The organism is Ekhidna sp. (genome assembly GCF_965227465.1).
Taxonomy (GTDB): domain Bacteria; phylum Bacteroidota; class Bacteroidia; order Cytophagales; family Cyclobacteriaceae; genus Ekhidna.
The window spans coordinates 3,685,899-3,699,058 of record NZ_OZ245746.1 but is presented as its reverse complement, the minus strand read 5'-3'; the positions used below and the strand labels follow the sequence as shown (position 1 = coordinate 3,699,058).

The window sequence follows — 13,160 nt, the reverse complement described above, 5'->3', positions numbered from 1 at the left end:
CGTCATAACGTATGAACTACTCTACTATAAACTCAAATTGGAAAGTCTGGATTTTCAAGCACTTCATCCAGCTGCTTTATGTGTCTTTGCGTATGCGCACTGATAAATATTAGCCAGTGATATCCACTGATTTCTCCCAGTGGACCAAAATCCTTATAATATCCTTTTAGGGGCTTTTCCACCTCATTGACATAAGTAATGGATTCCCCACGCTTCTGTTTGAATTCACTAATGAACGCTTTAGGTGTGCTGAATTGGCTTTCCGGCTGCAGTCGTTCCGGGGCATTGAATTTACGCTCACGGTTTTGAAGAAAGTCTATAACGTATTGAACCTTCTCCTGTACATAATCTTCTCCTCTAGGGCTCCAGATGGTGGTGTCCATTGCATCAGCTCTGCTGATGAGGCTACTCTCCGCTTTAAAGATGTGTTCACAGATTTCTGCTGGCGACCAGGACGTTTCCGTTGCTTTGAAGGTCCATTGTTCTTGACTCAGGTTTTTAATTCTGGTGAAAAGCTCTTTCTGTGATTGCTTTAAGTAGTCGTTAATGTACTTGCGGTCTTCCTTTGTCAGATCACCCTCCTTTAATGTAAAGGACGACCCTATTACCCAAATGGCCATCAGTATGGTTGTGCTTAATAATTTTTTCATAGTATTTGATTTTTAGCCAATCCTAACGACAAGCTGATTGGTGAGACTATGAAAACTGTATCAAGAAAGTTGAATGGTCAGAGTTTTCAGGCTGAATGGTCAGCATTAAACCAGGTTTTTAACTCGCGGCTTTTGTAGCGACTGACAGTAATGCAATCCTGAATGTGGGTCAATTGCACCCTGAGTTTATTGTTTACATCCTTCTGTAAGGATTGTATCGCCGATCTTGAAATAATGGTTTGCCGATTGGCTCGAAAAAATAAGTGAGACAGTTTTTCTTCCACTTCACTGAGTGATTCATATTGGGTGATGAGTTTATTGCCTTCTTTATCAATCAGGAATACACATCCGTTTTGATGAACAAAACATGAGATTTCCTCCTCAGCTATCGTTCGTAATTCTCCATTACGAACAATTGAGAGACTTTTTGCTGAAGAGGCAAGCTTATTAAAGGTGAGCGTGCCATTGCCTCTTGCATAGCCTCGTAAAACAAATACACCCGTTTCGATTAATGATATCATCATACAAACACCAAGCAATCCAACAAATCGGAATGGGTTCATCACGTATTGAAAGATCAGCATTTGCAACAGACTAAGAATCGTGAATATAAATGTGCAATAAAGCAGGTTTGTTCTGATGATCAGTAGCACAGAATTGAGATCATAGCCAAGTTTGACTTTTTTTGAAAGCCTCCTATAGTTCCAGGTATTGGTCTCGCAGATAAACAATCCATAAATCAGGAATATAGAGAATGGAATAATAGGAAATCGGTAGTCGGGCGAGAATGGGAGCTTCTGATAAGTAATGAGATGTGTCATGATGAACGCTAAGAGCACCATCAAACTCCTTCTGACCGCATTATCGCTAACCTTGATTTTCTGATTTGAAATGGCAATCGTCATAATATGAATTTAACCATTATTTGAGGCTGCCAACTATGATTTTTACATGAGTGGATTATGCATCACTCAAGTTCCTCGGTGAGGACATATCCAAAATCTCCAATTTTGAATATTGGCATACTTTTCATTTCGATTTGTTGCAGTGAATTTGTAGGGGTCAAAGCTATTTTGTCATTACTTAGAGTCGCCACAACTTTGAAAGGAAAATTATCCGGAAATCCGGTTTTCCATTTAAAACTTAGAGTCGATTGAGTTGAATCATATGAGTACAAAAGAACCGGAGGAGATTTTTCCTCTAAATAAACCTCAAACAATGGACTATAGTCTTTTTTTGACATTTCATTGAAATAGTTAATGAAGGTACCTGTTGTGATGTTTTGTTTCGCGAATGTGGTTAACGCACCTTTTAAAATCGAGAAAAAAGCTTCATCATCACCTATTTGCATTCTCAAAGTATGAAGCAAAAGTGCCCCTTTATAGTAAATATCCCCATCTTTAGGACTTACCCAGCTATTGTACCGAACGCCACATGGTTTTAAAATTGGACGTTCATTTGCCACATTTAAGGAAAGCAGCCACATGTAATGTCCATAATAGTTGGGTTGGTATAGCTGCTCTATGACCAAAGCCTCTGCATATGTAGCCAAACCCTCATGTAACCACATATCGCAGTAGTCATTTCCAGTGAGTAGGTTGCCCCACCATTCATGGGCTAGTTCATGAATCAATGTCGTATTAACTTTTAATGAATATTTGGGTGGTGCATAATCATTGTAAAAATAGGAGCCCATGGAGATTGCTGACTGATGCTCCATTGCTGATCCCCCGAGCGTGGTTTGCACGATTTTACAACCGTCTCTCCACCAAGGGAAGGAGCCGTATAACTTTTCAAGTTCTTTTACATGCAGAGGGGCTTGCGAGTAGAAAGACCGTGCCGTATCTATTTGATGACTAAGGGCAAAGACCTGAATTTCCTGTTCCTCACCATTGATGTCTGTATAAGGGAATGTTATTTTTTCATAATCGCCAATGTTGAACGAAATGTTATAAATGTTGATGGGGTTAAGCACCGAATGATGATAAACCCGATTTTCTCCTTTGGTGGTAACACTATCGAGTGTGCCATTTGCCGCTACAACCAGTGAGCCTGGAACTTCCACGCGTATGAAGCACTGCTCCGGTTCGTCATATAATAGTTCTTTACACGGCATCATATAATGTGCTCCGATTCCCTCAGTTTGTGTAGATATCCAAGGATTGCCATTGCTGTCGGTGCGCCATTGAATAGGCCCCTCATTTGATATGTTTGCAGGCTTGCCATGGTAGGCTATATTAATGGAACCGGTGACTCCTTTTTCGACCGGTTCTGAGTAGACGATGTAGAGCAAGTCTTTTCTGTGCTTCCAGTTTTTTATTGGAAAGGAGCTTTCAATGTTGTCTACTTTCAGTTTACTGTGCAAATCTATCAGGATGGAATCCTGTTGCATTTCCATCTCAAACTCAATTGTCATAAGTCCTGCAATTCGCTCCTTTTCTGGGTCTACTTTGACATACCAATCATAAGTGGTAATATCGTAGGCCCTTAAGTTATTGGTCTCGCCTTGGAGGTAGTCAAGCTTCGAAAATCTTGGAAAACCTTCTTTCTTATTGGGGAAATAATACTTAACAAAGGGTTTGTATCTACATGAACCGGCGATCAAGGATACAATTATTAGAAGAAGTAGCTTTTTCATTTTGGCCCTATGGTTCAAATCAAGCAATTTACTGTTTCTCGAAATAAGTGCTCACATTAAGAGCAAGCATATCACCTACAAAACCTCCACAATGTGCCTCGCAACCTTCCCGGTACCATCCCAAATCTGGTGACGACAGGATGTACCTGATGCCAGAATGATGGTGTCTTCATCTGCCTTTCGAACTCTAGGAAAAAGTACCAGTTCACCAATTTTCATTGAGACATCAAAATGTTCTTTTTCATAGCCAAATGAACCGGCCATGCCACAGCATCCACTTGGAATCATTTGCACATCAAAACCTTCGGAAGCCTTTAAAATTTTCATGGTAGGTGTCATGGATGAAAGCGCTTTTTGGTGGCAATGGCCATGCACCAGCACCTTTTGTTTCTTGCGTGGAAAGTCTTCAGATTTCAGATTACCAGCATCAAGTTCTTTGGCTAAAAACTCTTCAATGGTGAAAGTTTTGTCAGCCACCTTCTCTGCCTTTTCTTTTTCCTTGCCTCTCAGCAAGTCCGGATATTCATCCCGAAATGTCAGGATAGCGGAGGGTTCTATTCCCACCAGGCAGATATCTTTTTTCAACAAACTGTGGAATAGATTCACGTTTTCCTGAGCCAGTGCTTTCGCCTCCTCTAACATTCCTTTCGATAAATAAGCTCGTCCGCTGATGGCATGATTAGCCGCTCTCACTTCATACCCCATCCGGTCCAGGAGCATGATTGCCTTTTTGCCAATTTCTACATCCAGGTAATTGGTGAATTCATCAAAAAAGAAGTAAACCGTCTTTTTTGATTCCCTGTGAAGCGAATGAAATTTGGTATCAAACCAGGAGCGGAGGGTTTGATTGGCCATCTTAGGGATTGATCGCTTGGATGCAAATCCCAACACTGGTTTTGAAAGATTACGTGTCAGGTTATACGCCCAGGGTGCTATCTCAAAGCGTTCCATGCTTTTCGCATAGTTTGCAATCATCTTCGTTCGAAACGATACACCCTTTTCCTTCATCGATTGATATTGCCACTCCGCTTTGAGTTTGCCCATGTCTACATTGGATGGGCACTCTCGCTTACAGCCTTTGCATGATAAACAAAGATCCATCACCTCTTGGATTTCAGGTTGTGTGAATGGGTTAGTTTTCTTGGATTGAGTGAGCATCTCGCGAAGAATGTTGGCTCGTGCTCGTGTAGTGTCCTTTTCATCTCGTGTGCCTTGATAGCTCGGACACATCGTTCCTCCAGTAAGTTCTGACTTTCGGCAATCCCCAGACCCGTTACAAAGTTCTGCCGAACGTACAATGCCTTCATCCTTTGAGAAGTCCAACAAAGTTCCAAAATCAGGCGTGTCCTGATTCTTCTCGTATCTTAATGAAGTGTCCATGGGAGCGGTATCTACTATTTTACCCGGATTGAAGATATTATCCGGGTCCCATGCTTTTTTTACCTTCTTAAGAAGCTGATAATTTTCATCTCCAATCATTCGAGGAATAAACTCGCCTCGTAAACGACCATCACCATGCTCCCCGGAAAGCGAGCCGTTGTATTTCTTAACCAAATCAGCGATTTCCTCTGCGACGGTCCGGAAAAGCTTGATACCTTCTTCGGTTTTAAGGTTCAGGTACGGGCGAAGGTGCAATTCGCCGGAACCGGCATGTGCATAATGAACACTATACAACCCATGCGTGTGCAAGATTTTGTTGAAATCTCCTATGTAATTTGGAAGATCCTTTACATCTACCGCCGTATCTTCAATAACCGGAGCAGGCTTAGTATCGCCCGGGATATTGGACAAGAGGCCAAGACCAGCCTTTCGCAAAGACCAGACTTTTGAGATATTGTCTCCTTTAATAATTGGAAAAGCATATCCCAGCCGCTGCTTGCCCAGCTCTGTGAGAAAATTAAGTATCCGGATGTCGACCTCCTTTTCCGTATCGCCAATCAACTCAATTACCAAAATGGCTTTTGGCTCACCTTCAACAAAGAATCTATTTGCAGCCTGTTCTTTATTCCGGGCTGTAGCTTCCAAAATGTAATGATCCATTAGCTCACAGGCGTAAGGCTGATAATTTAAAGCGATCAGATTTGCTTTTAGCGCATCATCAATGGTTTTAGTATGGACACAAACAAGCCTTTTATGTCCTTCAGGTATTTTGGTGATCTTCAGCTTGGCAGCTGTAACAAACGCAAGGGTGCCTTCAGACCCAGCAATCAGCGAACAGAAATTGAAAGGTTTTCCGTCGGGATTAAATGGTTGCATGCGCGCTAACATGTCTAGGGCATAGCCTGTGTTTCTTCTGGGAATGTTAGGTTTGGGAAATTCTTTTTTGATCCGCTCAACATGTTCTTTATCATGGAGAATTTCAGATATGTTTTTATAAACCTGAGTTTCATGTTCAGAGGAACCACTTAGATTATCAGTTTCTTTAAAATGAGCATGCGATCCATCAGATAACAAAGCCTTCACTTCCAGCAGGTGTTCTCGGGTACTTCCATAGACGACTGAGTTAGAACCACAGCTATTATTCCCAATCATTCCTCCAATCATGGCCCGATTGGCAGTGGAGGTTTCCGGAGCAAAGAAGTAGCCATGCTTTGATAGCTCCCGGTTTAGTTCATCGCGTACAATTCCCGGCTGTACCCAAACGTATTCTTCCTCAAGACTGACTTCCAGAATTTTAGTGAAATGTTTAGACACATCTACTACAATACCTCCTCCTACTACCTGCCCGGCAAGGGAGGTGCCTGCAGTACGGGGTATAAGTGAGGTTTGATTTTCTCTTGCGAAGTGAATCAACTTTTTCAGGTCATCATCATTTTTTGGAAGAGCCACGGCTACCGGAACTTCACGATAAGCAGATGCATCGGTAGCATAGATGCGTCGAATGGCTTCTCCGGTATGGAGGTCCCCATCTAACCCCTTTTTTAAAGCAGTGAAGTTCATGGTTCAAACCTAGCTGAGATTTTCTAATTTCTAGCGTCATTCCTGACGTAGTAGAACGGAGTTCAGGAATCTTTATCAAAAGATTCCGGTATTTCTCATGCCTCGAAAACCGGAATGACGATTCTAAAGAAAATTTCCGATCCAAATGTAACCTTCCGAAATTACCTCAGTTTCCCCGATAGAATGCACCGAATGAACCTACTGGAAGACCACAGTTTGATGTTGAAAGTAAAAGAGGGCGAGGTAGAAAAACTCAACCTGCTTTATAAGCGATATAGTCGAAGATTTTTTGGTTTCTTCTACGGAATGACCAATGATGGGGCTACCAGTGAAGATCTGGTTCAAAACGTGTTTATGCGGATTTTGAAGTATAAGCACACCTATAAAGAAAGTGGTGATTTTGAAGTGTGGGCCTTTCAGATGGCACGAAATGTTCATCACGATCACTACAGAAAAAATAAGCGATATGCCTTTCATGAAGACATGAATCCTTATGAAGAACGATTGAGTGAAAACAAAAATCAGGAAGTTGAAATGGAACGATCAGATGAATTGAATTACCTGAAGAAAGCTTTGGCCAGCCTTTCAGATGAAAAGAGAGAACTCATTGAACTGGTGCGGTTTCAAAAGGTGAAATACGCCAAGGTGGCGGAGATGCTTGGAGTGACTGAAAGTGCAATCAAAGTTCGTGTGCATCGAATATTAAAAGAATTACGGGAATCCTATATAAAAATGGATGTGTGAATTTCCCCTTTGAAGGCGGTCCGACGATTCGGAGGTGCGAAGGACTTGAGGAGGCAAGGGGATGTTTGAAGAAGTAAATTTTAAATCTCAAAAAAGAGATAGAAATGAAGATAAATAAGAAAAAAGCGGAGGAGTTGTGGCAGGATAAAGTAGCCGGAAACATCAGCGAGAATGAGGAAAAAGCTTTGATGCAGTTCCTTGAAGCAAACCCTGAGATGGCTTCAGAGCTATCGGATCTTCAACAAACCTGGGATTTGTTCGAGGAAATAGAACGGCCGGAACCTTCAGCATCGATGGATGCAAGGTTTGAAGGAATGATGGCCGCTTACACAGAGAAGCAGAATGAGGTTCGACCGAATGTCCTTGATTGGATTGTAGAGCGAATGACCAGGAGCTGGCAGGTAGGATTAGCGTCTTTAGTAATGGGACTTTTTATTGGATGGTGGATGCTACCATCACAAAATCAGAAAGAAGACATAGCTCAACTAAGCAATGAAATCCAGAGCATGAAGGAAATGATGATGCTGACACTCATTGAACAGCCAAAAGCGCAGGAACGAATTCGGGCGGTGAATATGGCAGCTGAACTTCCGAAGGCGGACGAAAAAGTGATTAGTGCCTTGATTTCAACCCTAAATCACGATGATAATCTAAACGTGCGATTAGCATCTCTGGAGTCTCTGGTTAGATACGCAGATCTACCAGAGGTTAGGCATGCACTCGTGGATGCCCTCAAAATACAGGAGTCTCCTTTGATTTTGGTTGCCATAGCGGATGTATTGGTTGCGATACAGGAGGATTCATCGGTAGAAGCAATGGAGGATTTGAAAGAGACTACCAAGGATGAAATAGTGAAGGAAAAGCTTCAGGAAAGCATTCAAACACTCAAAAACACATAAACTCAAACAACGGACTAATGAACTTATTATTTATACTCATAATGCTGATCAATCCCGACCTCAAGGAGGGCAAGGTAGAGATCAATAAAGAATACACCATAGAGAATCCAAGCCAAATGGCTGTAATTGTCAACAACATTAATGGTGATGTAGAGATAGAGGCATCAGGTGACAACAAAGTATATCTCAGCTTAGTCATCGAAATGTCTGCGGGTACGGATGAATTATTGGCGGAAGCTAAAAGTGAACTCGAACTCGGCGAATTGTTCGCACATGATTCTCTGGTGTTTTATACCAAAGCGCCATTCATTAAAAAATACCGGTGGGGAAATCACACGGGTTATGATATGCACGACTACCCAAAATATGCTTTCAAATATCAGTACAAACTCAAAGTACCCAAAGCTGTCAGTCTCGAGGCAAAAACAATCAACAATGGAGATGTTTTTGTGAAAGACATTGATGGACCGGTCAAAACGTGCAATGTCAATGGCGAGGTTGAGATCAAAAACGCTCGTCAGGTACTTCAGGCATCAACAGTAAATGGAGATGTAACCATAAATTTTTTAGAAAGTCCAAAAAATCCTGTTGATTTTCATACTGTAAACGGCGATTTCAATTTTGAACTACCTGAAAACTTTAGTGCTAAAGTTTATTTCAACTCCATGCATGGAGACTTATATACCTCTTTTGACTACCAGCGCATGAGCCCTAAAGTCGAAAAAAGTGAAAGCAATGGAAAATTTAAGATAGGGACAAAAACCGGAGTTGAAATAGGTTCCGGAGCATCAATGGAAATGTGTATTTAAAAAAAACTGAATAACCGCACATAAGTGTGCAACTAAATATAGAAACAATGAAAAAGCTATTAATTATATTATTTCTTGTAGCCTCAGCAAGTGTTTGGGCGCAGGATTTCAACGAACGTATTGCAATTCCACTCAGTTCTCCTGGCAACAAAGGGAAACTGGAAGTGGGCCTTGTCAGAGGTGACATCATGGTTGAGGCCTATGATGGCAAGGAAGTAATCATTGAGGCCGAAGCGAGTACTAAATCAAAAGATGATGATTGCGCAAGCTGTGATGATGATGACAGAGATGATAGATCTGTTCCATCCGGAATGAAAAGGATCGCTTCAAGCCCAATTGAGCTAAGTGCTTCTGAAAACAATAACCGGGTGAAAGTAGAAACCAACTCATGGAAAAAGCCTATCAATTTGACCATCAAAGTACCTGCAAATTTTGATCTGGAGATTTCCACAGTACATGGCCAGGTAGATGTGACCGGAGTAAGTGGAACCCATGAGATTTCAGCTGTACATGGCCCCCTGATGTTAAAAAACATGAGTGGATCTATCGTATCGAATACGGTTCATGGAGACATCATTGTCAATTTCCTAAAAGTGACACCTAATGAGCCAATGTCATTTGTTACACTCCATGGAAATGTGGATGTAACGTTTCCTCCAGGCATAAAAGCCACTGCTAAAATGAGATCTGATCGTGGAGAAATATTTACTGACTATGACATGACTGTAGACCGGTCCAAACCAGAGGTTAAGTCTGACGATGGTAAGTACAAAGTATCCATTAACTCCTGGGTCTTTGGAGCCATTAATGGAGGAGGCCCTGAGTATACGTTTAAGAATATGCATGGTGATATTATTATAAGAAAGAAGTAATTCTAACGTCCCCACCTTCCTGGTGGGGAATTCTTTTTTTTCAAAGCCCTATATGACCTAACTGCTTGGTTTTCCTTTAATTTGAGGATTATTACAAACCAAGTATGAAGAGAATTACCCTAATCACAACAATCTTTTTGTTGGCATACCAGCTGTGTGCCCAGCAAAAGAGCATTGAATTTGTAGAATATGATCTGGACAATGGACTCCATGTGATTCTACACCAGAAAAACAAAACCCCAGTTGTGGCAGTGACCATGCTATATCATGTGGGTTCGAAAAACGAAGATCCAAAACGCACGGGCTTTGCACACTTTTTTGAACACCTTTTATTTGAAGGGAGCGAAAACATAGAGCGTGGAGAATTTGCCAAGTATGTTCAAAATGCAGGAGGAACGTATAACGCAAATACATCAGCGGATCGCACGTTTTACTACGAGCTACTACCATCCAATCAACTTGAAATGGGCCTTTGGTTAGAGTCGGAAAGACTTTTGCATGCCAAGATCGATGATGAAGGAATCGAAACACAAAGAGAAGTAGTCAAGGAAGAAAGAAGGCAAAGAGTAGATAACACTCCTTATGGAAGCATTTTAGAAGAAGTATTAAAAAGAGCCTATAAAGATCATCCATATCAATGGACCACAATTGGATCACTTTCGCACTTAAATTCTGCTAAGAAGGAAGAGTTCGCCGAATTTTATAAAACATTCTATGTACCGAATAATGCAACGCTTTCGATTGCTGGTGATATTGACATAGAGAATACGAAAAAGCTGATTCAGCAGTATTTTGGTGAAATACCACGAGGAGGAGATATTCCAAGGCCAACTATTGAGGAAGCCTCATTGAATAAAGAAGTAAAGGCCACAGTAAATGATAAAATCTTTTTACCAGCTGTTGTCCATGCTTTCAGAATTCCTGAACAGGGATCAGAAGACTATTATGCTGTAGAGATGCTTACCAACTTGTTGTCTAATGGAAAGAGCTCACGTATTTATAGATCTGTTGTTGAGGAGCAGGAAAAATCTGTGCAAGCTCAGGTAATTCCACTATCCTTTGAAGACCCTGGTCTATCGATTACGTTTTGTATTGCGTCAAGAGGGGTAGATGTAGATGATCTGAATGATGCTGTAGATGCCGAATATGAGAAGGTGAGAAAGCAATTGATTTCGGAAAAGGAATTTCAAAAATTAAGAAATCAGATTGAAAATCAGAAGCTGAGTTCATTCAGCACGGTAGCGGGGATTGCGGAGGCTTTGGCCAATTACCATACCTACTATGGTGATGCAAACCTCATCAATACAGAGATAGATAGGTACATGAGTGTGACTCGAGAAGACCTTATGCGTGTTGCAAACAAATATTTTGTGCCGGACAATAGAGTGCGATTGTACTATGTACCGGGATACTAAAAACGCAATGGTCTCATTTCACCAAAAAAATCAAACATTATGAAAAATATTTTAAGCATAATCGTACTTATAGGATTTGCTGCGACCTCTTTTGCGCAAAATCCGGAACAAACAATTAAAGTCTTTGATCGGAGCAAAGCCCCCGATCCAGCCCCGGCTAAAAAAATAGAAATAGGATCCTATGATTCTTTCACCTTACCCAATGGCCTGGAAGTCTTCGTCGTAGAAGATAAGGATGCCGTAAGAGTTTCCTTTCAGCTTTCCCTACTCAAGAACGGGCCCCTAATGGAGGGTGATTTAGCAGGAGTTGGAGCCATAACCGGAGAACTATTGGAAAATGGCACGAAAAGCAGAAGCGCAACAGACATAGAAGATGAAATTGACTTCATTGGAGCAAACTTACAAAGCTATGATGGCGGAATTTTTGGAAGTTCTTTGAAGAAGTATCAGGATAACCTACTAGAAATTATGTCGGATGTTTTATTGAACCCAAGCTTTCCGACCGATAAGCTGGATAAAATAAAAAAGAGGAGAATGTCTAATCTATTAGCCAACTCGGATGATCCTAATGTGATTTCAAATAAGGTAGTTAGAAGTGCAAATTACACGCGGGAGCATCCTTACGGGGAGCAGACGACAGCTACTACTATTAGTAATATTGACAAAGAAAAATGTGTAGAACATTACCAAAAATACTATAAGCCAAACGCTGGCTATCTGGTAATGGTAGGAAATATTTCATTGGATGAAGCCAAGGAAGCGGCGAACAAATACTTTGCAGACTGGGAAAAAGGTGAGTTGAATAGCAATACGGACGTTGATGGTGGAGTAGTACCGTCTGAAAATAAGATTTTACTTGTAGATAGAGAGCAATCTGAACAATCAGTTATTGATATCACCTATCCGATAAATGACCTAAAACCAGGTACAGATGAAGCATTAACTGCAAGCGTTATGAACTCAATTCTAGGAGGAGGAAACGCCAGACTCTTTAATAACTTGAGGGAAGATAAAGGCTATACTTACGGTGCATACTCCAGGTTGAGTAGCGATGAGTATGTAGGATCTTTCAGCGCGTCAGCAAGTGTAAGAAACGAAGTGACCACAGAAGCGCTTACTGAATTCTTTAATGAGATGGAAAAAATTAGAGATGAACCTGTACCGCAGGAAGAACTTGATTTTACCATCAATAAAGTAGCAGGAAGTTTTGCCCGATCGCTCGAAAGCCCGCAGACCATTGCCAACTTTGCAATAAACACAGCCAGATATGATCTGCCGGATGACTATTATCAAACCTATCTTCAACGACTGAAAGATATCACGGTCGATGATATCCAGGCTTCAGCACAGAAATATATTAAGCCTGAGCAGGCAAATATTGTAATTGTTGGTAAAGGAGAAGAGATTGCTGATGGCTTGACGGAATTTGGTGAAATAGTCAATTATGACAAAGAAGGAGAAGTTATTGAAACGGTGGATCTTTCAACCCTTTCTGTTGATGATACCACTCCTGAAGAAGTTATTGCCAATTACATCAAAGCCATTGGAGGGAGTGACAAAGTTAGAGCCATTAATACTTTGGTGATGAAATGTTCTTCTTCAAGTGGCGAATTCAATTTGATTAGAAAGGGCCCCAATAAGGCTACCAATTCATTGATCAATGGAGAAAAGATGGTCTTTAGAACCATAATTAATGGTGAAAAGGCTTCTATGGTTACGCAAGATGGTCCTCGTCCACTGGATCTTACTACAATTACTAAGATGAGGTATGCTAGCAGAATACATGAGGAAGTATTCTACGGCGATCCGGGATGGAAATTTAAGACTAAGCTCAAGGATGTAGAAGAAGTGAATGGAAAAGCCTGTTACAAAGTACAAATACTGACACCATCCGGTGATCGAGTTACAAAGTATTATGACGCACAAAGCGGATTACTCATTAAGGAAAAATCACCTTTTAAGGGAACAATTACCTATGAAAACTATAAGAAAGTAGAAGGAATCATGTTTCCACATAAAATCTCTGTTGAGAAATCGATGCTTTATGGGACATACAGCACAGTCGTTACCAGCATAGAGATTAATATAGAGGTAACAGACTTCTTTTTCCGAATCTTTTAGTGCCGGATTCATAAAATAAGAACAAGCCTGGCCATGCGTTGTGACCAGGCTTGTTTATTTCTATCTTGCTTG

10 protein-coding genes are annotated in these 13,160 nt (G+C 41.1%); 6 read left to right on the top strand and 4 right to left on the bottom strand.

Annotated features, from left to right (window positions below; genetic code table 11):
- Positions 1-32: 32 nt before the first annotated feature.
- The 4 genes from ACO05G_RS16230 to ACO05G_RS16215 form a co-directional block, all read right to left on the bottom strand.
- The gene (locus ACO05G_RS16230; RefSeq protein WP_421763691.1) at positions 33-650 is read right to left on the bottom strand and encodes a DinB family protein; all 618 of its coding nucleotides are present in this window, start codon (positions 648-650) and stop codon (positions 33-35) included.
- A gap of 86 nt (positions 651-736) precedes the next feature.
- Positions 737-1,555, bottom strand: coding sequence for a LytTR family transcriptional regulator DNA-binding domain-containing protein (locus tag ACO05G_RS16225; protein WP_421763690.1), 819 nt, complete (start codon positions 1,553-1,555; stop codon positions 737-739).
- Positions 1,556-1,617: 62 nt separating this feature from the next.
- The gene (locus tag ACO05G_RS16220; protein ID WP_421763689.1) at positions 1,618-3,288 is read right to left on the bottom strand and encodes a M1 family metallopeptidase; all 1,671 of its coding nucleotides are present in this window, start codon (positions 3,286-3,288) and stop codon (positions 1,618-1,620) included.
- Positions 3,289-3,363: 75 nt separating this feature from the next.
- Positions 3,364-6,228, bottom strand: a complete 2,865-nt coding sequence (locus ACO05G_RS16215) for an FAD-binding and (Fe-S)-binding domain-containing protein (RefSeq protein ID WP_421763688.1) — start codon at positions 6,226-6,228, stop codon at positions 3,364-3,366.
- 114 nt (positions 6,229-6,342) lie between these two features.
- On the opposite strand from ACO05G_RS16215, the gene ACO05G_RS16210 reads away from it, so the two are divergent.
- From ACO05G_RS16210 to ACO05G_RS16185, 6 genes are all read left to right on the top strand, one after another.
- The gene (locus ACO05G_RS16210) at positions 6,343-6,972 is read left to right on the top strand and encodes an RNA polymerase sigma factor (RefSeq protein ID WP_421763687.1); all 630 of its coding nucleotides are present in this window, start codon (positions 6,343-6,345) and stop codon (positions 6,970-6,972) included.
- A gap of 104 nt (positions 6,973-7,076) precedes the next feature.
- A complete protein-coding gene (locus tag ACO05G_RS16205; RefSeq protein ID WP_421763686.1) occupies positions 7,077-7,871 on the top strand; it encodes a HEAT repeat domain-containing protein in 795 nt (264 codons plus the stop codon).
- 17 nt (positions 7,872-7,888) lie between these two features.
- Positions 7,889-8,680: a DUF4097 family beta strand repeat-containing protein gene (locus ACO05G_RS16200; RefSeq protein WP_421763685.1), complete on the top strand. Its 792-nt coding sequence runs from the start codon at positions 7,889-7,891 to the stop codon at positions 8,678-8,680.
- Positions 8,681-8,727: 47 nt separating this feature from the next.
- Entirely contained in the window at positions 8,728-9,552 is an 825-nt protein-coding gene (locus ACO05G_RS16195) for a hypothetical protein (protein WP_421763684.1), read from the top strand.
- 104 nt (positions 9,553-9,656) lie between these two features.
- Positions 9,657-10,967, top strand: a complete 1,311-nt coding sequence (locus ACO05G_RS16190) for a M16 family metallopeptidase (RefSeq protein WP_421763683.1) — start codon at positions 9,657-9,659, stop codon at positions 10,965-10,967.
- Positions 10,968-11,006: 39 nt separating this feature from the next.
- Entirely contained in the window at positions 11,007-13,088 is a 2,082-nt protein-coding gene (locus tag ACO05G_RS16185) for an insulinase family protein (RefSeq protein ID WP_421763682.1), read from the top strand.
- The last annotated feature ends 72 nt before the right edge of the window (positions 13,089-13,160 follow it).